Origin of the sequence: Sphingomonas phyllosphaerae 5.2 (genome assembly GCF_000419605.1) — a bacterium.
GTDB classification, from domain to species: domain Bacteria; phylum Pseudomonadota; class Alphaproteobacteria; order Sphingomonadales; family Sphingomonadaceae; genus Sphingomonas; species Sphingomonas phyllosphaerae_B.
Genome location: NZ_ATTI01000001.1, coordinates 1185317 through 1205935 on the forward strand (window position 1 = coordinate 1185317; position 20619 = coordinate 1205935).

Annotated in this window: 13 protein-coding genes; 9 read left to right on the forward strand and 4 right to left on the reverse strand. The window is 66.2% G+C overall.

Features of this window, described 5'->3' with window-relative positions; all coding sequences use genetic code 11:
* Positions 1-338 precede the first annotated feature (338 nt).
* Positions 339-1046 carry a GntR family transcriptional regulator gene (locus SPHPHY_RS0105465; protein WP_022685694.1) on the forward strand — a complete coding sequence of 236 codons (708 nt, stop codon included), beginning with the start codon at positions 339-341 and terminating at the stop codon, positions 1044-1046.
* A 227-nt stretch (positions 1047-1273) separates the two neighbouring features.
* Here SPHPHY_RS0105465 and SPHPHY_RS0105470 read toward each other — a convergent pair whose 3' ends face one another.
* Both SPHPHY_RS0105470 and SPHPHY_RS0105475 read right to left on the reverse strand, forming a co-directional pair.
* Positions 1274-2548, reverse strand: coding sequence for a DUF2264 domain-containing protein (locus SPHPHY_RS0105470; protein ID WP_022685695.1), 1275 nt, complete (start codon positions 2546-2548; stop codon positions 1274-1276).
* Positions 2545-3483: a DUF4861 family protein gene (locus SPHPHY_RS0105475; RefSeq protein ID WP_028056517.1), complete on the reverse strand. Its 939-nt coding sequence runs from the start codon at positions 3481-3483 to the stop codon at positions 2545-2547. Before SPHPHY_RS0105475 ends, SPHPHY_RS0105470 begins: the two co-directional genes overlap by 4 nt.
* A gap of 111 nt (positions 3484-3594) precedes the next feature.
* Here SPHPHY_RS0105475 and SPHPHY_RS0105480 point away from each other — a divergent pair, with 111 nt between their 5' ends.
* The 6 genes from SPHPHY_RS0105480 to kduD all read left to right on the forward strand — a co-directional run bounded on the left by SPHPHY_RS0105480 (position 3595) and on the right by kduD (position 11386).
* Positions 3595-4317 (forward strand): FadR/GntR family transcriptional regulator, encoded by a 723-nt coding sequence (locus tag SPHPHY_RS0105480; protein ID WP_022685697.1) that lies wholly within the window; start codon positions 3595-3597, stop codon positions 4315-4317.
* An 80-nt stretch (positions 4318-4397) separates the two neighbouring features.
* Positions 4398-7340: a TonB-dependent receptor gene (locus SPHPHY_RS0105485; protein WP_231370361.1), complete on the forward strand. Its 2943-nt coding sequence runs from the start codon at positions 4398-4400 to the stop codon at positions 7338-7340.
* A 62-nt stretch (positions 7341-7402) separates the two neighbouring features.
* Positions 7403-8674 (forward strand): MFS transporter, encoded by a 1272-nt coding sequence (locus tag SPHPHY_RS19425; protein WP_022685699.1) that lies wholly within the window; start codon positions 7403-7405, stop codon positions 8672-8674.
* Positions 8671-9780, forward strand: coding sequence for a glycoside hydrolase family 88/105 protein (locus tag SPHPHY_RS0105495; RefSeq protein ID WP_022685700.1), 1110 nt, complete (start codon positions 8671-8673; stop codon positions 9778-9780). Before SPHPHY_RS19425 ends, SPHPHY_RS0105495 begins: the two co-directional genes overlap by 4 nt.
* A gap of 17 nt (positions 9781-9797) precedes the next feature.
* Positions 9798-10634, forward strand: coding sequence for a 5-dehydro-4-deoxy-D-glucuronate isomerase (gene kduI / locus SPHPHY_RS0105500; protein WP_022685701.1), 837 nt, complete (start codon positions 9798-9800; stop codon positions 10632-10634).
* The gene (gene kduD / locus SPHPHY_RS0105505) at positions 10631-11386 is read left to right on the forward strand and encodes a 2-dehydro-3-deoxy-D-gluconate 5-dehydrogenase KduD (protein WP_028056520.1); all 756 of its coding nucleotides are present in this window, start codon (positions 10631-10633) and stop codon (positions 11384-11386) included. Before kduI ends, kduD begins: the two co-directional genes overlap by 4 nt.
* Before the next feature lie 62 nt (positions 11387-11448).
* On the opposite strand, the gene SPHPHY_RS0105510 is transcribed toward kduD, so the two are convergent.
* Positions 11449-13725 carry a TonB-dependent receptor domain-containing protein gene (locus SPHPHY_RS0105510; protein ID WP_231370362.1) on the reverse strand — a complete coding sequence of 759 codons (2277 nt, stop codon included), beginning with the start codon at positions 13723-13725 and terminating at the stop codon, positions 11449-11451.
* 16 nt (positions 13726-13741) lie between these two features.
* Between SPHPHY_RS0105510 and SPHPHY_RS22470 the strand changes: the two genes are divergently transcribed.
* Positions 13742-13939 (forward strand): hypothetical protein, encoded by a 198-nt coding sequence (locus SPHPHY_RS22470; RefSeq protein ID WP_231370363.1) that lies wholly within the window; start codon positions 13742-13744, stop codon positions 13937-13939.
* A 369-nt stretch (positions 13940-14308) separates the two neighbouring features.
* On the opposite strand, the gene SPHPHY_RS0105520 is transcribed toward SPHPHY_RS22470, so the two are convergent.
* Entirely contained in the window at positions 14309-16774 is a 2466-nt protein-coding gene (locus SPHPHY_RS0105520) for a zinc-dependent metalloprotease (RefSeq protein WP_051148385.1), read from the reverse strand.
* Between the two features lie 728 nt (positions 16775-17502).
* Between SPHPHY_RS0105520 and SPHPHY_RS0105525 the strand changes: the two genes are divergently transcribed.
* Positions 17503-20505: a TonB-dependent receptor gene (locus SPHPHY_RS0105525; protein ID WP_028056523.1), complete on the forward strand. Its 3003-nt coding sequence runs from the start codon at positions 17503-17505 to the stop codon at positions 20503-20505.
* The last annotated feature ends 114 nt before the right edge of the window (positions 20506-20619 follow it).

Genomic DNA, 20619 nt, shown 5'->3' on the forward strand with positions numbered 1-20619 from the left:
TATCCGGCATCGTCAGTTGCGACGCACGACGGGCGACGCGTGCGTTCATGTCGTACGAACCCACATCCGCGGCTGGTCGTGGCAGCGCGGGCGATCGGGCGGAAAAGTGCACGATCCTGATTGATTCGTGAGCGACATATTGATCGGCGGCGGCGAGGCCATAGCGAGCACCACCCCGCACCCGCCCGGAGTTGCGACCGCGTCCGGCCGCCAATTAAGCCGAATACCAGCTTGTCGCGTCCGATCCGGTCCATGATGCTGTTTGCGTGATATCTCAGACAATTCTCACGCGAGTTCGTGGTTGATCCCCTGGTTTGATTGGCTCTATCCTGATCGTGATGGCCAGAACCAAAATCAGTACAATATCGGCAAACCGTCCTCCCAAGCTCACCGAGGATTCGGAGCCGCGGCTTTCGGAGCGGGCGTACCGCGCGATCCTGCAGGGCTTGTTCGATCGAACGATCCCGGTCGGAGCGGAACTGTCGCAGAACGAGTTGATGACGCTGCTCGGATTGACGATCCAGCCGCTGCGGGAAGCGTTGCGCACCATGGAGACCGAGGGGCTGGTGACGATCCACGCGCGGTCGTGCATCCGCTTCGTCAAGGCGGACCTGGAACTGTCCCGATCCACCTACCACTTCCGGTCGCTCATCGAGCGGGCGGGCGCGCGCGCGTTGGCGAACACCGGGAATGCCGAAGAGGTGGCGGGCTTGATCGCGGACCATCGCGATCTTGTCGCAGCACTGCAGCAAGGCGATCTGGGTGTCGCCGAGCAGGCGCGGCTGAACGATCTGGAGGAGCGCCTGCACGGTGCGCTGATCGCAGCGTTGCGCAATCCGCTCATCGAAACGACTGCACGGCGGCTGAAGAACTACGTCACGCTGGTCCGGCTCGATCGCCTGGTGACCAAGCCGCTCGCGCTGCGCACGCTTCGCGAGCATCTCGACATCCTCGAAGCCTGTGCCGACCGCGAGGCCGATGCGGCCGAGGCGGCGCTCTCCATCCACTTCCAGCAGGCGTTGCAGCGGATCCTCGGCATGGCGTGACCGCGTGCAGGCGCCGCACCTACCGCCGTTTCGCCGCTCGCCGACCTCGCCGTCCCGGTCGGTGTCTGGCAAGCACTTCCCGCCGAATGGCGGGCGGGTGGCGCCGCGGCGTTGCCGGGCACGTCGCAGGCGCAGGATTCGCGACTGAAGGCGCAAGGTTCGGGCGGGTATAGCCGCATCGATGGCGGCGATCGCTTTCGACCGCGCCGGATCTGGCGCCCGCCGGCTCAGTATTGAACGTAATAATCCTTGCGGAAATCCTCGCCGGCAAAGGCGCGGCGCATCGTCCAGGGCAGGGGCGGCGCCGTCCAATAGGGATTGTCGGCGGGCAGCCCCAACGCGATCAGGCTCTCCGACGCGATATACATGCTGCCGGCGTTGGAATAGATGTCGCCCAGACCCGGTTGATGCCGCGCGAAGCCGATCGTCAGGAAGCCTTCGGCATTGAAGTTGCTGGGGTCGCCGAACACCCGCCGCTGCGCCGCCATCGTCGCGGCGCGCACTTCCCCGACGGCCAGCGTGTCCGGGAGCAGGCCCTTCCATGCGAGATGCCCGAGCGGCTGGTGGACCGCCGTGCGATAGGTCAGCGAGCGGCCGATCGCGGCATAGCTGCCGTCGGGCGCGATCATGCGCTCCAGATGTTCGGCATAGCGTTGTTCGCGCCGGATCGCGCGCGCGAGTTCCTCGGCGGCGTTCAGGTTGTTGAAGTGCGGTTCGCCGGCGGCCATCGTCGTCAGGATCTGCACCAACATCGGATGCATGACGTAGCTGTTGTAATAATCGAAATGGAAACGCTCGCCATCGCCGTACCAGCCGTCGCCGACATACCATTCGAGCATCTTTTTGATCGTCAGGTCCACGCGCATCGGGTCCCATTGCTCGCCGATGGAGAACAGGAACGCCTCGTTCATCGCCGCGAACAGCAGCCAGTTCTGATAGGGCGGCGAGATGCGGCGCAGCCCCTTGATCTCCTCGACAATCCGCGCTTTCGTCCGCTCGTCCAGCGGCTTCCACAGCGCATCCGGCGCACGCAGCAGCGCGCTGGTGAAATAGGCGGAGTCGACCAGCGCCTGGCCATGACCGCGCCACAACAGGTAATCGGGACTTTTCGGATCGACGGCGTGCGTATAGCTTTCCAGCGCCTGCGTACGGAGCCGCGTGCGCAGCCGTCCCTCGGCGGTAGCGTCATCGGGAAGCGCCAGCCACGGCGCGATGCCGTCGATCAGGCGGCCGAACGCCTCGAGGTAGGCGACGCCCGCATTGCGTCCGTCCCACGTCGGGCTGAGCTCGGGCGTCCATTCGGCGCGAAGCCGGCCGCGCGCCATCCGCCCCAGCACCGGCTCGGCCATACGTCGCAGCAGATCGAGCGCGTAGGCGCGGTCGCTCGGGCCGTCCGGCAGCGGGGCAGGGGTGCCTTGCGCGGCGGCGCTTCCCGGGGCCGCGGCGGCGGCAAGCGTCAGTCCGCCGGCCAGCAGCGTGCGTCGATCTACCGGCATCGTCATTCCCCCGCCTTGGGCGTCGCGAAATCGAGGCGCGTGCCGCCCGCGTACGCATCCCATTGCTTGCGCGAGCGGAAATTGCCTTCGCCGTGGTTCCAGGCCGATCCCGAATAGTAGACGAACGGCGTGCCCGGCATGACGCGCAACAGCACCAACTGGTTGTCCGCATCGCTGCGCACATCCGCAATCATCCGCGGATCGACGCGCACGGCGATCGCCATGCGGCCGTGCCCGGCATCGTCGGGGCCCCACCACGATAGCAGCCCGCGGGCGCGGTCGACCGTCAGTTCGCCTGCGCCCTGCCCGGTGGTGCGCTTGCCGACACCGATCCCGACCAACAGCGGCTCGGGACGATCGGAGGAGATCGTCGAGACCATTCGCGTGAAATGCGTGCCGAGCGGTAGCGTGAAGCGCCGCGTCTCCCAGACCTTGCGACCGACGTCGACCGGCCATGGCGCATAATCCACGGTGAAATCGGCGCGGTCGCCGCCCGACGCGAGAATGCGGTGCCGGATGAAATTGCGTGACGTCCACAATTTGTTGTCGTGCCAGATTCCCAAACCGCCGGCACCGCGCGTCGTGCCGACATTGTAGAAGTCGATGCCTTCGCCGTGATAGCCGTGCTGGTCGCCGGTGCGCAGTTGCCGGTCGGCGAACGGCCACGCCACGTTCTTTCCCCAGCTGTCGATCCCTGAGCCCGACGGGGGCTCGGCAGCCTCCAGCGCATGGCCGTAGATGCGATGCGCGGTGCGATCATTCTCCCACAGCAGGTCGTCGAAGCGGTAATCGGCGAGCAACGCGACGGCCCCTGGCGTGCGACTGGGTGGCGGCGGCAGCGGAGAGGTGACCGGCAGCGGCGGCGGCGATTGCTGCGCCGACACCGGCGCGGCCAGCGACAGCCCCAACGCCGCTCGTACGACCATTCGCCTGCCGGTCATGACGCGATCCCTCTTCTATCAATGTTGTACGACAACCTAATACATCATATCTATTTTGCCAAACCGCGTTTTGTCGATGGGGGCGGGCCGGGACCTTGGTATAGGGCAGGAATGACAAAGACCGTTTCGATGGCCGATGCCCTGTTCGTCAAGCTGGAGGCGCGCATCCGCTCGGGGGAGCTGCCGCCCGGCGCGCGGCTGCCCACGCAAAAGGAGATCGCGGAGGAAGAGCGGGTCAGTCGCACCGTCGTCCGCGAGGCCGTGGCGCGGCTGGAGGCGCAGGGGATGGCGGTGGCGCGGCAGGGCTCCGGCGTGTTCGTGTCCGACGAGGCGCGCTATCAGGCGTTCCAGATCACCCGGCAGGACATGGGCGAACTGGCCGAGGTCATCCGGCTGCTGGAAGTACGACTTTCGGTCGAGGCGGAAATGGCGGCGTTTGCGGCCGCGCGCCGCACGCTGACCGACATATCGGCGATGCGCGGCGCGCTGCGCGACATGGCTTCGGTGGCCGAAGACCCGGTCGCTTCGGCCGCCGCGGACGCGCGTTTCCACGCCGCGATCGCGCGTGCCACCCAGAACGAGACGTTCGTGCGCTTGATCGACTTCCTGGGCGTGCGGCTGGTGCCGCCGCGTAACCTCTACCTGCGCGACCAGCCCGCCGAGGCGCAGCGTGCCTATGTCGAGAAGGTGCGTGCCGAGCATGAGGCGATCGTCGATGCGATCGTACGGATGAATCCGGTCGGCGCGCGCGACGCCGCGCGGCACCATATGCAGGAAAGCCTCAGCCGTCATACCGAGCTGAACGAGGCCGCGAACATTTCTCGGGAGTCATGATCTCGACGCATTGACGCGGAAACAAAGTTGTATGATAACCGATCTGCAAGCCGCGAAGCGGTGCAATAGGAGGGGTTATCGTGGGCAGGTCGTTGTTCATCGGCGTGGCATCTGCGCAGGCCATCGCATTGGCGTTGCTGGCCGCTCCGGCCGCCGCCCAAGTCTCGCCCGCCAGCCCCGCCGCGCAGCCTGAGGAGCCCGCCGCCGCTCCGGTCACGACGGAGGCACCCGCCGCCGTCGAGGATGCCGCCGCCAGCGGTGAGGACATCGTCGTTACCGGCTTTCGCCGCAGCCTCGCCGAGGGACTGGCGCTGAAGCGCGAAGCCGTCGGCGTGCGGGACTCGATCGTCGCCGAGGACATCGGCAAGTTTCCCGAGGCGAACGTCGCCGAGTCTCTCCAGCGCATCCCCGGTATCTTCCTCTCGCGTGACGGCGCGTCGAACGAAGGGCAGCAGATCAGCATCCGCGGTCTCGGCCCGTCCTTCTCGGTGACGACGATCAACGGCGCGCCGGTGCGGACCACCTCGACCGGCGGCGTCGGCGGATCGTCGCGTACCTTCAACTTCGACGTGTTTCCCTCGGAGCTGTTCGGCCGTGTCGACATCTACAAGAGCCCGCTCGCCAACCTCGAGGAGGGCGGGATCTCGGGCAACGTCGACCTGCAGACGCCGCGCCCGTTCGACAGCAAGGGGCGGGTGGTGCGCTATAGCCTCGCGCAGAATTATAATACCGGGTCCGGGCAGATCCGCCCGCGCGGTTCGTTGCTGGTGAGCGACACCATCGGCAACTTCGGCGCGTTGTTCGGAATTGCTTACGCCGAAAACGTCAACGAGCGTTCGGGTTTCCAGTCGACCGGGGGTTACAATTCCACCGCGCTTGCCGCGCCCGGCTTCCTTTCGCCGGCGCCGCCGCCCAACACCACCGGCACCTTCCCCTTCGCACTCGACCTCGACAACCCGACAGCGAATTTCGGCAGCCTGACCCGTGCGCAGGTCGCCAATGCCTACATGCCGCGCTTCTACCGGGTGTTCACGTCCAGCAACGAGCGGCAGCGGCTCGGCATGGTAGGATCGCTGCAATATAAGAGCGACCGGTTCGAGGCGAGCGTCGACGGCATCTACTCGCGGCTGACCGACGTGAACGACGAATTCACCTTCGGCGTGCCGGTGCGCAACGGCAGGACGGTGCCTGGGTCCACGAGCCTGCCCGGGCGTGGTACGAATTCGGGATTGATCCCGGTCGACGTGAAGATCGACCAGTACAACAACCTGTACGGCACTTTCGACAACAGCTCGATCCTGACCGAAAGCTTCTATCGCGATGCCAAGACCGAGTTCAAATACGGCATCGCACGCGCGGTGTGGAACGCCACCGACACGCTGAAGTTTTCCGCACAAGGCAATCTGAACAAGAGCGAGGCCTTCTCATCGGGCAATCGGGTCGTGTCGAACATCTACTCGATCCGCACCACGTTCGATCCGACCGTGAACGTCACCTATCCGACGATCAGCTCGCCGGTGTCGTTCACGGACCCGCGCAGCTTCACCGATCCCAGCCTCGGCTTCGGCTCGGCACGTGAGCTCGACGAACAGCGCAGCGGCCGGTTTGTCGTGAACTGGGATGCCGGCGAGTTCGCGGGCGCCGAATGGTCGGCGCTGCTCGGCGCCAGCTATGTCTCCAGCATCAAGGAGGTCGAGCGCCGCGACGGCACCGCGATCGGCCGATCGCGTACGCTGCCGGGTGGGGGTACGTTCGCGACGCTGGACGTCTTCTCCTACATGGTACCGTTCCTGCCGTACGGCGCGATCGCGGATGGCGGTAACGCAGGCTATCCGTCGCAATTCGCAACCTTCCCGCGCGCGTTCGTCATGGACTTCCTCGACGCCAACGGCGCCAATGCGGCGTCACCGGTGCAGCTCAACTCCAAGTTCCGTGCCGAGGAGATCGTCAAGGCGGCGTTCTTCGAGGCCAACATGAAGCTGCCGCTGGGCCAAGGCGACCTGCGCGGCAACGTGGGCATGCGCTATGCCGACACCAGCACGATCATCGACAATTACGCGCCGACCGGCGGCGGTGCGTTCGCGCCCAGGCGGCGTCGCGGCGGCTATGACAATTGGCTGCCGTCGCTCAGCCTGGCGTGGGATATCACGCCGAAGGTGCTGGTCCGCGGATCGGCGGGCAAGACGATCACCCGCTCCGCGCTGGTCGATATCGCCAGCGGCATCGCCATTCCGAACCGCTTCAACCCCGACGTCACGGTCGGCAACCCTAATTTGCGCCCGCAGACCGCGACGCAATACGACTTCAGCGCCGAATGGTATTTCCAGCCGGGCGCGGTGCTGAGCGTCGGCGCGTTCAAGAAATCGCTGAAGGACACACCGCAGTCGGTCACGATCTTCGGCGTGCCGTTCAGCTCGCTGCAACTGTCGCAGGATCTGTTCGATCGCCGCTCGCTGACCGGCAGCGACAATGGCACGATCCAGCCCGATCAATTGTTCAACGTCACCACGGTCGAGAACCAGGGCAAGCTGGAATTGAAGGGGCTGGAGATCGCGTACCAGCAGAACCTGACCTTCCTGCCGGCGCCGTTCGACGGGTTGGGCGTGCTGGGCAGCTTCACGAAGGTCTGGCGCGACGGCAACGATTTCGTGACGACGAAGGGTACCAGCGTCAGTATCTCGTCCGTGCCCGACTATTCGTACAGTGCGACCGCCTTCTACGAAAAGGGCCCGTTCGCGATCCGCGGATCGTGGAATTATCGCGCGCGCTCGGGCAACGGCTCGGTCAACAACGGCAACGACCAGATCGCCTATACCGCGCCGCAGGGCTTCCTCGACGGTACGGTCAGTTACCGCGTCAATGAACGGTTCGAGCTGCGCGTGGATGCGCTGAACATCACCAACCAAAACCTCTACATCTATTACGAAAACCCGGATCAGCCGAAGGGCAACGGACAGTCGCGGCGCGATAATTCGTTCTTCAACGGCACGACGATCTCGTTCGGCATCCGCGGCAAGTTCTGAGTGTCCCCCCCTGGAGCGCGCGCGGTCGCGCGCTCCCCTTTCCGCAACGGAGCAGTTGAGGCATGACGACGCGCAGCGGACGATATCGCTGGACGATCTGCGCGTTGCTGTTCGCGGCGACCGCGATCAACTACATCGACCGGCAGATGATCGGCGTGCTGAAGCCGGTGCTCCAGCGCGATCTCGGCTGGACCGAGGCGCAATATGCCGACATCGTCTTCTGGTTTCAGGCGGCCTACGCGATCGGTTTCCTGGTCATGGGACGGCTGGTCGACCGGCTCGGTGCGCGCCTCGGCTACGCGCTCGCTTTCTCCTTCTGGACGGTGGCGCATGTGGCGCACGGGCTGGTCAGCTCGGTCGCGCAATTTGCGGCGGTGCGCTTTGCACTGGGGCTGGGCGAGGCGGGAAACTTCCCGTCCGGACTGAAGGCGGTGACCGACTGGTTTCCGCAGCGCGAGCGGGCATTCGCGGTCGGGCTGTTCAACGCGGGCGCCAATGTCGGCGCGATCGCGACGCCGCTGCTCGTGCCCGCGATCACGCTGGCCTATGGCTGGCGGATGGCGTTTGTCGCCACTGGCGCGTTCAGCGTGCTCTGGCTGATCGCGTGGATCGCGATCTACCGCCGGCCGGAGGAGCACGCCCGCGTCAGCCCGGAAGAGCTCGCGCTGATCCGCAGCGATCCGGCATCGTCGGTGCAGCGTATCCCGTGGTTGCGGCTGTTCGGGGTGCGCGAGACCTGGGCCTATGCGGTGCCGAAGTTCCTCACGGATCCGATCTGGTGGATGTTCCTCTTCTGGCTGCCCGACTTCCTCGGCAAGCGCTACGGGCTGGACCTGAAATCGTTCGGGCCGCCGCTGGTCGCGATCTACCTGTTGTCCGACGGTGGCAGCGTATTGGGCGGCTGGGTGTCGTCGCGGTTGCTGCAGCGTGGCTGGAGCGCCAACCGGGCACGCAAGTTGACGATGCTGGGCTGCGCGATCGCCGTGCTGCCGATCGTGACCGTGCAATATGTCGACAGCCTGTGGATCGCGGTCCTGCTGATCGGCGTGGCGACCGCGGCGCACCAGGCGTTCTCGGCCAATCTGCTGACCTTGCCGTCCGATCTTTTCCCGCGCCAGGCGGTGGCCTCGGTCGTCGGTATCGGCGGCACCGCGGGGGCGATCGGGGGCATGCTGATCGCCAAGTTCGTCGGCCACGTGCTGGGCATATCCGGCAGCTATGCGCCGATCTTCGCGGTGGCGGGAGGTGCCTATCTGCTGGCATTGCTGTCGCTGCACGTCATCAGCCCCCGGCTGGCCCCGGCCGGTTTCGATCCGCAGGAGAGCGCCGCATGATCCTTCGACACCTTACCATCGCCGCGACCATGGTGGTCGCCGCACCGGCGGCGGCGCAGCAGGGCCCGGTCGCGCAGGCGGTGAAGCTGGCGGACTGGCAGCTTGCACACATGGACGTGAACCCGCGCAGCGGCGACATGCGCGCGTGGGAACCTGCGGTATTCTGGATCGGAATGACCGCGCTCGCGGATGCGGGCGCGCCGCCGCGCATCAAGGACGCGATCATGGCGATGGGCCGCGCCAACGGCTGGCGACCGGGAGAGAAACCGTATTTCGCCGACGACCATGCGATCGTGCAAAGCTACCTCTGGGTCGCCGCGCATGGCGGCCCGCCGCAGGCTCTGGCGTCCGCAAAGACGACGTTCGATCGCGTCGTCGAGAAGCCCGCCGTCACCACGCTCGCCTTCGCCGTCCCGCCGGAGGGATATGGCGCGACCGAATGCCTGACGCGCTGGTGCTGGTGCGACGCGCTGTTCATGGCGCCGCCGGCGCTGGTGGAGCTGAGCCGGCAGAGCGGCGACGCACGCTATCGCGCGTTCGCGATGAAGGAATTCTGGGCGACGACCGACTTCCTGCTCGATCCGGTCGAGCAGCTTTACTACCGCGACAGCCGCTTCTTCGAGCGACGCGACCCGCAGCGCCGCAAGCAATTCTGGGCGCGCGGCAACGGCTGGGTGTTTGCCGGCATGGCGCGGATCATCCCGTTGTTACCGAAGGGCAGCGCGGACCGCGTGCGGATGGAAGGACTGTTCCGGCGCATGGCGGCGAAGTTGAAGACCTTGCAGAAGCCGGACGGCTATTGGGCGCCGTCGCTGCTGGCGCCCGAAGCATCGCCGCCGGAGTCGAGTGGCACCGGCTTCTTCACCTATGGCATGGCGTGGGGCGTCAACAGCGGCGTGCTGCCGCGGGCGGAATACGCGCCGGTCGCGAAGCGCGGCTGGGCGGCGCTGGAGCGCGCGATCCAGCCCGATGGTCGGCTGGGCTGGGTGCAGCAGGTCAGCGACCGCCCCGACAAGGTCGCCGCGCAGGAGACGCAATATTACGGCGTCGGCGCGTTCCTGCTCGCTGCGACGCAGATCGCCGCGCTCGACCGACCCGCCCGCTGATCAACAGGAGCACCGACGTGTACGCCAAGACTTATTATGCCACCCACCCCGACATGATGGATGGTGCCTCCAACCAGGCGCTGCGCGACCGCTATCTGGTCGGCGGGCTGTTCCGCGACGGCGAGGTCGTGCTGACCTATTCGCATGGCGAGCGCTTCATCATCGGCGGCGCGGTGCCCGGCACCGCCACGCTCACGCTGCCGACGCACAGCGAGCCCGAAAGCGCCGCCGGCCACGCGTTGCTGGAACGCCGCGAGCTTGGCGTCGTCAACATCGGGCGCGGGACGGGAACGGTGACGGTCGATGGGCAGGTGTTCGAGCTGGCGCGCTACGAGGCGCTGTACGTGCCAATGGGTAGCGCGGAGGTAACCTTCGCGGGGGAGGGCGCGCGTTACTATCTGCTCAGCGTTCCCGCACATGCAGCGTTTCCGCTGCGCAAGGTGACGCTCGCCGACGCCAACCCGATGCAGCGGGGCAGCCTGGAGACCTCCAACGATCGCACCATCTACCAGCTGGTGCTGCCGCATCTGTGCGCCAGCGCGTCGCTGTGCCTTGGGCTGACGCAACTGAAGCCCGGATCGGTGTGGAACACGATGCCGCCACACGTCCATGAGCGGCGCAGCGAAATCTATCTGTACTTCGACCTAGAAGACGACAATCGCGTCTTTCACTACATGGGTCGCCCCGACGACCTGCGCCATATCGTCGTCGACGACGAACAGGTCGTCATCAGTCCGCCATGGTCGGTGCACATGGGCGCCGGGACCAGCAACTACACGTTCATCTGGGCGATGGCGGGCGAGAACCAGGACTATAACGACATGGACGTATGCGACATATGCCAGCTGCGCTGAGCCATCCGTTCGACCTGAGCGGCCGCGTCGCGATCGTCACTGGAGCCAACACCGGGATCGGGCAGGCGATCGCGGTGGCGCTGGCGCAGGCGGGAGCCGACGTGGCGTGTGTCGGGCGGACGCCTGCCGATGAAACGGCGGCGCATATCCGCGCGCTCGGCCGGCGCGCAGCGCTGATCGCGGCGGACCTGTCGACGATCGAACCGGTCGAGCGGATCGTTGCCGAGACGGTTGCGGCGCTCGGGCGGCTCGACATCCTCGTCAACAATGCCGGGATCATCCGCCGCGGCGACGCGGTCGACTTCACCGAGGCCGATTGGGACGCGGTGATCGACACCAACCTGAAGTCCGTGTTCTTTCTCAGCCAGAGCGCGGGGCGGCACATGATCGCGGCGGGCGGCGGCCGGATCATCAACATCGCTTCGATGCTGACCTTCCAGGGTGGCATTCGCGTGCCCAGCTACACCGCGGCGAAGAGCGGGGTGGGCGGGCTGACCAAATTGCTCGCAAACGAATGGGCGCGCTACGGCGTGACGGTGAATGCGATCGCGCCCGGCTACATCGCCACCAACAACACTGCCGCGTTGCAGGCCGATGCGGTGCGCAACGCGGCGATCCTGGACCGGATACCCGCCGCCCGCTGGGGGGCGCCGGGGGACCTTGGGGGCGCCGCGGTGTTCCTCGCCTCCGATGCGGCCGCCTATGTGCAGGGGCACGTGCTGGCCGTCGATGGCGGATGGCTCGCGCGATAGCATCATGAACGACCGTCAGGCGGCCTGGCCGGGCCGCCTGACGATGTTCCGTTAGCAGCCGGTCAGAAGTCGAACCGGACCGTCGCGGAGATGGTCCGCCCGTTCAGCGGACGCGCGCGCAGGATGCCCGACGCCGGGATCGCAGCCTCGTCGAAGGCGGTGATCGCCAGCGCGTCGAAGAGGTTGTTCGCGTTGACGCCCAGCATCAGCCGTTCGGTCAGCTGCACCTGCGCGAAGGCGTTGGTGGTAACGAAGCCCGGCGTCTTCAGGATGTTGGTATCCTGCGAATAGCTGCCGGTCGTGCCGATGAACGCCGCGCCGATGCTGAAGCGGTCGGTGCTGACCTGCGGCGTCGCCTGGAAGATCAGCTTCGGCTGGTGGCGCGGCGTGTTGCCGACCACCGCCGGATTGACCTCGTCGCGCGTGATCTCGGCATCGGTGTAGGTCGCCCCTGCCGTCAGCGCGAACGGCCCGCGGCGCACGCCGCCCTCGAACTCCAGCCCGGTCGCACGATATTCGCGCTGGATGATCTGGCTGGTGACCACATCGACGTTGGTGTCCTGCGCCTTCGCCCAGAAGCCGGTGAGGTTCAGCGTCAGTCCGGCCTTGCGGTATTTCACGCCCAGTTCGGCCTGCTTGACGGGATCGTAGGCGGCGCTGCGCTCGGTGAGGCTTCCGTCGGTCGCGTTTACGATCGGGCTGAACAGGATGCGATCCGCGTTGGCGCGTGCGCCGCGGCTGTAGCGCGCGAAAACGGCGAGTGGCTCGGCGATGCGGAAGTTGATTCCGCTCGAGTAGGAGAGATACCGGTAGCTGTAATCGAGCGGCACCGGCGAGGTCAGCGGCGTCACCCCGACGCGCGTCTCGGGCGAGGAAATCACGCCGTTGCCGTCGATGTCGCGCGTCACCGTACCGACGCGCCCGCCGCCCAGATCGGAGCCGAACACCTGCCCGCGCGCGGTGCCGAAGTCGTAGCGCACACTGGCACCGATCGCGATGCGGCCGATGTGGTAGTTGGCGGAGGCGAACGGTGCATTGACCGCATAGTCGAGGTCGACGCTGCGGCGGCGCGTGCCACCGGCCAGCGCAAGGTTGTAGGCATAGACACCGTTCTGCGTCAGCGCACGCCCGCCCGCGGTCGCCACGTCGATCAACGCAGCGCGCCCGTCGCCGCGAACGTCCGAGATCATCGTCGACCACAAGGCGTCACGTGCGATCGTCTGCCGTGCGGCATAGAAGCCGGCAGTGGTGGTCAGGTCGCCGTCGCCCAGGTCCCACACGCGGCTGGCGCGCACGTCGTTGGTGACGTTGTTCATCGACTTGAGACGCAGGTCGAGGATGTTCAGCGCGGCCAGCAGGCCGTTGCCATTCAGCGCCGACGGATCGGCGATCGCCTGACCGGCAAGCGGCCCGTTGGCATAGGACAATTGCGCACCTGCGCCGCCCAGCAGCGCCGCGCCCTGCGTGGCGGGCAGGAACGCCGAGGTGAACGGCGTTACGAACGAACCCGTGATGTCGGAGTAGCGGAAGCGCTCGGTGATGGTCCAGCCGGCGAGATCGAGCTGGCTCTCGATCCCGACCGATTTGACCTTGCTGCTGATCCCTTCGGCCACGTCATGGACGACCGGGTTGTTATTGCCGTCGAGCACGAGGTTGTTGCGGATGTAGCGCGACAGCAGCATGTCACGCGTCGCGTCGAAATTGGCGACCTCGCGCACCTTTGGTGCCGAGTTGGTGCCAGTCGCGCGCACGGGCACGGTATCGTAGAAGGGCGAGCGGTCGTCGAGATACTTGCCGTAAAGACGGACGTAACCACCCGAGAAGGTCTTGGTAACGTTCAGCTTCACCTGACCGCCGCGCTGGGCGTCGTAGCCGGTGCGACGCGGCCCTTCGCCCTGGCGGAAGAAACCGCCGAGGTGGAAGCGCGCGGTCTCGCCCAGCTTGCCGCCGACGTCGAAGTCGGCGCGGTACTGGTCATAGTCCAGTCCGCCGGTCAGTGCGATCGCGCCGCCTTCGGTCTCGCCGGTTTTCGAGATGAAGTTGATCAGGCCACCCGGCGAGTTGGACGCGAAGGTCGAGGCGGAACCGCCGCGGATGACCTCGATCTGCGATAGATTCAGGTCGGCACGGATCAGGTTGTCGGGACCGACCCCTTGGATATCGCCGAATTCCAGCACCGGCAGGCCGTCCTCCTGCAACTGCACGAACTTGATGCCCGACGAGGCCAGCGGCAGCCCGCGGATCGACACGCTGGCCGCTCCCTCGCCGGTTGCCGCCTCGGAACGAACACCGGGAATGTCGCGCAGCAGGTCGCCGATCGAACGCGGCGCCAGCTTCATTATGTCACTTTCCTTCATGCTGCTGGTCGAGGTCGCGCTGTCCAGACGGTCGCGGCCCTTGGCGACACCGGTGGTCACGGTATCGGAGGCTGCCGCGTCCTTCGCTGATTGTTGCGGCGCGCCCGCCTCGACTGGCGTCGGCGACATCATGGCCGCGGAGATGGCGGTGGTGGCAAGGAGAAGCGAAATCACACGTAACCTCGAACTTGTCTGACTTTGAAAGTTCGGCCCAGCTACTTGCAAACGTTTAAATTTTTACTCCATTGTCCGAAGCCGTACGCTCCAGGCGGCAAGAACCCCGCATCGCGATTGATCAGCGACGTGCCGAAAGGGACCATAATGGACCGTGTGAGGTTGGGCCGAATGCATGTTCGGCTCTCCGGTCGTGTTTGCACGATTGTGACCAGCCAAGCTTGTCGACGGGGTCACCCGCTGGCGTCCAGCTTGCGCCGCCGCGAGTAGATGCCGGAGCCCGGATCGATGTCCGGGAGATAGACTTCGAAGGACCGCGCGCCGCTAGTCGACGGCAAGCACATCGATCCGCCCGATGTTCACTGCCGGTTGTCGCCGCCCTCGGCGATCATCACTCGTCGCTGCCGATCGGCATTCCCGGCGGTACGACGGGATCGTCAGAGCGATCGGCGAGTGCCGCCGCCAGCTTCGTATCGTCCAGCAACAGGCGCGCGGTGGAGAGCGCCCAAGCCCGGTCGGCGGGGTCACCGGAGCGCTTTCGCGCCTGCCGCTCCGCCCACTCATGCAGCGCCTGCCCGATGCCGCCCGCCGCTTCCGTGCCAGTGGCCGGGGCGGCGGCGGCGCGTGCCAGCCCGAGGACGATGCGGGTGCCGACCACGCGGCGGACCGCGGCAAGGCGCGCATTGAGTGCCGCTGCGTCCGCCAGTGCCAGGAGCCGCTCCGCGACCAGCGTCGGCCCGGGCACGTCAGGATTGCGGCGATGCTGATCGGCCAGCCGCGCCAATCGTTCGGGCGCGAGCAATGCATCCAGCGTGACTTGCGCGGAGACCTGCGCCGCCACCAGCGCATCGAACACCGCGCTACCCGCCGTCCGCATCACCTCGATATCGGTCTGGCGATCGCGTTCGCCCGACCAGCCCGCCGACAGTTGCGCGATAAGACGGTCGGGCACGTCCAGCGCGGCGGGCGCGAGCGTGGCGAGCAGCGCGTCGAGCGCCCGCTGCTGCGCCGCACCGCTCACCGGCTCCGGCGCCCCGCCGACGCCACCCGCTACCGCGTAGGTGGACGTGACCCCGCCAACCGACTTCGCCGCCGCCTCGACCTGGTAGCGGTGGAGCAGCCAAATCGGCACGAACTTGCGCCGCAACGCGGCGGCAGGTTCGCCGACCGCCAACGCCGCGGGGCCGAAGCGCGCGATCGCTGCGGCACGAACCTGCATCATTCGCTCCAGCTCCGCGGTCGGATCGGCGCCATCGTCCCACAGGCTTCCCCACGGCTGTGAGGCGGACGGGGCGCGCGCATTCTCATCCGAGACGAAGCGCAGCCCGCGCTGCTCCGCGGCGGCAGCCTTCGCACGCGCGGTGGCGTCGGGGTCGGCGCCGGACGGATCACCGTACAACCAGTCGATCGCATGGCGGTCCCACACGCCCAGCCCAACCCCGTACGCGTCGGACAAGTCGGGTGCGCCGTCGGTCAGCCCGATGCGCGGCGCGGGATAGTCCATGACCGATGCACGGTCCTGCGTGCTGCCCGCGAAATTATGGAGCAATCCCAGCGCATGTCCTACTTCATGCGCGGCAAGTTGCCGGATCCGGGCCAGCGCGACGGTCACCGGATCGTTCGGGCCGCCGGTGCCGGTCTTCGCCGCGCCGACCAGCGCCTCATAGATCAGCATGTCCTGGCGGACGCGCAACGAGCCCAGCAGCACCGATCCCTTCAGGATCTCGCCGGTGCGCGGATCGCTGACAGCGTAGCCGTACGACCAGCCGCGCGTCGCGCGATTGACCCAGTTGACGACGTTGAAGCGTATGTCGAGCGGGTCGGCGCCCTCCGGTAGGATCTCCACGCGATAGGCGTCGACATAGCCGGCCGCGTCGAACGCCGTCTTCCACCACGATGCGCCCTCCAGCAGCGCGGTGCGGATCGGCTCCGGCGCGGCGTTGTCGATATAGAAGACGATCGGCTTCTTGACGCGTGAGCGCGGCGCGGCCGGATCGACCTTCTCCAGCCGGAAGCGGTTCGCGAGGTTCTGGACGACCTGCGCGCCGAGCGGCGCTGCGAAATTCAGCGTCTGTGTCGAGAAGCTGCCGCCGCGCGGATCGAACGCGCGGGGCACGTACCCGCGTCCGGGCAGCGCGACGAAGCTGTGACGGACCACCAACGTCACCTGGCGCGGGTCGGGTGCGATGTTGCGTACCTCCGGCCCTGGCGTGTCGCTGGCCCAGGTCTGGCGCGCCTCGAATTCGAGATTCAGCGGGAAGGCGCGCACGGCGTTGGGATCGGCGGCGCTGAGTGCGTCGACCAATTTCCAGCCTTTCTCGCCACTCGTGTTCAGCTGTGCGGCCACATCCTTCGTATCGCGTGCGAGGAACGGCGCGATGTCGACCAGCAGCCGCCCGTCCGCGGCTTCCGTCAGATCTCCGAGCCACAATGTCGAGGTCGCGAACGCATCAGCGGCGGCCGCCTGTTCGCCCGGCGAGGCGCCGCTTGCGCGGAAGCGTGGATTCTCCAGCTCGAAGGCGATCTTTTTACCCAGCCGGCGCATGACGAGCACCTGGGCCGGGCCGGGCTGCGCACGATCCAGTCCGATCGGCGCGGAGCCGAGCCCGGTGCGCAACGCGGTGGTGTAGAGCAGCCGTGCCGCCACGCCGTCGCGTGCGGCGGCGGGAAGCGACAGCAAAATGCGCCCGCCCTTGCGGTCCAGATAGACCGGCAGCAGTCCGTCCATGCGCTCGGTCTGGGCGAGCGGATCGCCTTTTCGCGCCTTCGGAACGCTATCCTCGCGCGGGGTCGCTCGCGCGGGGTTCGGGATCAGCACGCCACCCATGCCGCAGATCAGCAAAGCCAAACGGATCATCGTCACCCCCACAGTCGCACCGTAGAAGACGGTCGTCGTGATCCGCAAGCCGGGACACGACGCGATGTCCCGCATGATCCTTGGACGGGAACTGCGCACGCTCCCGCGGCGCCTTTGGCGACGCAACACGCTTGAGCATTCGCGCGGATGGCGATCAGTGGTCGTTACAAGTGGTTGGGCGGCCGCGACTCGTGCTCGCGCCGGGCCACGGGCACGACAACGCAAAGGGCAGCGCCTTATCGGCCTTACCGGTGGTGAGACGCTTCATCTTCTGGCGACATCTGGGGCATGTGGCGAGTCCGCGGGATCGTCGCGAAGTCGCAGTGGCTGTTTCGCGACACTGACGCTGTCAAACGGACGGTCGTGCGCGCATGTGTCCCGCGCGGCTACACCGGTGATTGTAACATCTTTATCTCGTCCAACTGGCCTTACCAGTGGAATGAGCTAGCTACCTTTGTAGCATCTTCAATGCCTTAGCTGGCCACACTCGGATCTGGCAGTCGGCGTGGCACCGATGCCGTGCCGTGAGCCTCCCACCCCCTGCATCGCGACCATCCTGTACTAACTTGGCACTTACCGCGATTAATAAATCAAATTGACAAACTGGTATCGGTAGCGCAGATTGGCCTTACCAATAAGGCTGGCCAATATCGAGAAAGCTGCTCCTGAAGAGGGCGGCGATACGGCTGCAGGGAACGGAGCACGTGCTCCACGGGAGGGGATTGAAGATGCTAATGGCCAATCGCTGGCGGACGTTCGACGCCATGTTGCTTGCTGCCACGATGCTCGCGGGCACACCGGCGCTGGCACAGCAGGCACCCGCAGGTGGTATGGCGAACCCGCCGACACCGACCGTCGCCACCCCCGCCAATCCCGACCAGAGCACCGCCGCCGACCCGCAGTCGCAGGCGGAGCCGATCCCGCAGCCCGAAGGCGACATCGTCGTGACCGGGTTCCGTCAGAGCTATGCCGATGCGATCCGCTCGAAGCGCAATGAGATCGCGATCACCGACGGTATCTCGTCGGACGGGCTCGGCCGTTTCCCCGATCTCAACGTCGGCGAAGCATTGCAGCGGGTGCCCGGCGTCCAGATCAATCGTGAGGCGGAAGGCCGCAACGCGACCATCAACTTGCGCGGTTTGCCCGGCGAATATGCGCGCCTGACCCTCAATGGTGTCGCATTCGCCGAGCCGATCCTGACCGAAGCCGCGCCGCTCGGCGCGTTCAACGCGGACATCTTCAGCGCGATCGTCATCGACAAGTCGCCGCTCGCCAACGCGCAATCGGGCGGCCTGTCGGGCAATGTCGACCTGCAGATCGCGCCTGCGCTCAGCCGCAAGGAAGGCGGCTTCACCAAGGCGGCCCTGGAATACAATCAGCTCGGCGACAAGTTCGCCCCGGCCGCGACGGTAGGCTACAATCATCTTTTCTCCGACAGCTTCGGCGTGTTCGGCGTGCTGGCGTACAAGAAAGAGAACTTCCGCCGCGACACCGTCCAGTTCAACAGCTACTCGCCGTTCTCCGCGACGCAGGCGCAGGCGAATGCCGGCGTGCTCGGCAGCTATTACGCGCGCTCGGCAGCATGCCCGTCCTGCACGGGCTCCACTGCGACTTCCGGCGTGCTCTACAATTCGCAGCTTCGTCAATATTCGCGGCTCAACCCCGGCGACCTCTACACCGGCGCTGCGGGCGCGGAGTGGAAGCCGGACGAGCATACCCGCGTCAGCCTGACCGGCTTCTACACCGATCGTCGCCTGCCCAAGACGATGCAGTACATCTCGATCGTCGGGCAGAACGACACCAGCGCGCTCACCCCGACGTCGCCGCCGGTCAAGCTTGATGACGGCCGCTATGTCGTGACGGACTACGACTTCACGAACCCCGCCGACCCGCGTTCCTCAACGCGCCGTCTCGGCATCCGGCAGAGCAGCTGGGGGATCAACGGCAAGGCCGAATGGAGCGACGACGCGTGGCGGCTGTCGACGGTGCTGACCGCATCGAAGGCGAACAACCGCTCGGAAGAAACGTCGATCGACTTCGATCGTCTGCAGACCGCGACCGGCAACGGCGCGAGCGGGACGTTGCGGACCGGGGCAGGCGACGTCAGCGATTTCTATTACTCGCTCGCACCCGACCCGCTCATCACCAGTGCGGTGCCGACCTGGTATTGGGGCGGCGTGGCCGATCCCACCCAATATTATAACTCGCCGACGACGGCGGGCCGCACCAACCGCTTCCAGCTGACCGGTACGCAAAGCTATGCGACGAACGAGTTGCTCGCCTATCAATGGGACGCGGAGCGGACCTTCCAGGACAGCGTGCTGAGCGGCATCCAGGCCGGATTCCGCTTCGAACACAACAAGTTCGTCTCGCAGGGCTATCGTACCCAGGCGTTCGGCTTGCAGACCCAGAACATCGACGGCAGCTTCGTGCAGACCGCGCCGGTGGCCGGCGATTTCTTCGGTGACAAGCTCGGCACGTACAGCACGAACTGGCAGTCGACCCGCTATGATTACGCCTTGTCGAAGTTGCGCCCGGTGACGTTGTTCCCGGGCGGGGCGCTGTCTCCGTCCGGCTTCAACATCCGCTACAACGACAACAACTATGCGCTCTATAATTTCACGAACCAGACCGATATCGCGGCGGGTTACGTGCAAGCGAAATATGCGATCGATATCGGCAGCGTCCGCATCCGCGGCAATGGCGGCCTGCGCTATGAATACGCACGCAACTCGATCGATGCGCTGGATCGGGTGTCGTTGACGACCACGATCGGCTCACCGGCGGATTTCACGACGAACAACTACACCAATCGCTACGGCAAGCTGCTGCCGTCGTTCATCGTCGTCGCCGACCTGACCGAGAAGCTGCTGCTGCGTGGTGCCGCCTATCGCACCTACGTCCGCCCGCAGCCGCGGCAGTTCACGCCATCGACGATCGTCGGCAACCCCGTCAACGGCGTCTATTCGCTGACGTTGGGCAATCCGGAATTGCAGCCGTACGATTCGACGTCGTTCGATGCCTCGCTGGAATGGTACAACCGTCCGAACGGGATCATCTCGGTAGCGGCGTTCCAGAAGCGGATCACCGGATTGATCGCGCAGATCACCGACCCGACCCGCCTGTGTCCGCAGGACGGTGCGGCGCTTGGGCTGGGCACGCTGCGCGTCAACGGCGATCGGTGCGAGAGCAGCCAGATCTACACCGGCGGCGCGGTGCCGACGCCCTTCCTGGTCACCGCCAGCGGCTTCGTGAATCAGGACAGCCCCGTCACGGTGCGCGGGGTCGAGTTCAACCTCCAGCAATCCTTGGACTTCCTGCCGGGCGCGCTGCGACATCTGGGTGGCGGCTTCAACTACGCGTTCACCGGCATCAGCGGCCGTACCGCCACCGGCGCTCAGGCGACGCTGCCCGGCGTGTCGAAGCACAACGCCAACGTCATCGGCTATTTCGAGACCGACAAGGGCGGCGTGCGGCTCGTCTACAACATCCGTAGCAAGTACGACCTCGCATCCGCGGGCACCTTCACGGGCGCGGCGCGGCAGGTAAAGTCGCGCGGCCAGCTCGACCTGTCGGCTTCGGCGAACCTGACCGACACGGTCTCGCTGTCGTTCGACGCCTACAACCTCACCAATGCGATCCGCATCGAATACGAGAACGATCCGCGCCTGATCCGGCGCGCCGACTATGATGGGCGCACCTTCACGGTGACGGCGCGCGCCACCTTCTGAGTCCCTTCCCTGGGGTTACTGGCGGTGCTCTCTTCTCCCGGAGCACCGCCCCTTTCTTGCATCAGGGGATATCCTCGACCACGCAGCGGCAATACGACGTCGGATGCAGGAGAA

Excerpts from the sequence above, each read along its gene's own strand:
- SPHPHY_RS19425 (WP_022685699.1), top strand. The coding sequence starts at position 7,403 with ATGACGACGCGCAGCGGACGATATCGCTGGACGATCTGCGCGTTGCTG.
- SPHPHY_RS0105475 (WP_028056517.1), bottom strand. The coding sequence starts at position 3,483 with ATGACCGGCAGGCGAATGGTCGTACGAGCGGCGTTGGGGCTGTCGCTG.
- SPHPHY_RS0105480 (WP_022685697.1), top strand. The coding sequence starts at position 3,595 with ATGACAAAGACCGTTTCGATGGCCGATGCCCTGTTCGTCAAGCTGGAG.
- SPHPHY_RS0105520 (WP_051148385.1), bottom strand. The coding sequence starts at position 16,774 with ATGATCCGTTTGGCTTTGCTGATCTGCGGCATGGGTGGCGTGCTGATC.
- SPHPHY_RS0105510 (WP_231370362.1), bottom strand. The coding sequence starts at position 13,725 with ATGAAGCTGGCGCCGCGTTCGATCGGCGACCTGCTGCGCGACATTCCC.
- SPHPHY_RS0105465 (WP_022685694.1), top strand. The coding sequence starts at position 339 with ATGGCCAGAACCAAAATCAGTACAATATCGGCAAACCGTCCTCCCAAG.
- SPHPHY_RS0105470 (WP_022685695.1), bottom strand. The coding sequence starts at position 2,548 with ATGACGATGCCGGTAGATCGACGCACGCTGCTGGCCGGCGGACTGACG.
- SPHPHY_RS22470 (WP_231370363.1), top strand. The coding sequence starts at position 13,742 with ATGCTGCTGGTCGAGGTCGCGCTGTCCAGACGGTCGCGGCCCTTGGCG.
- SPHPHY_RS0105495 (WP_022685700.1), top strand. The coding sequence starts at position 8,671 with ATGATCCTTCGACACCTTACCATCGCCGCGACCATGGTGGTCGCCGCA.
- SPHPHY_RS0105525 (WP_028056523.1), top strand. The coding sequence starts at position 17,503 with ATGCTAATGGCCAATCGCTGGCGGACGTTCGACGCCATGTTGCTTGCT.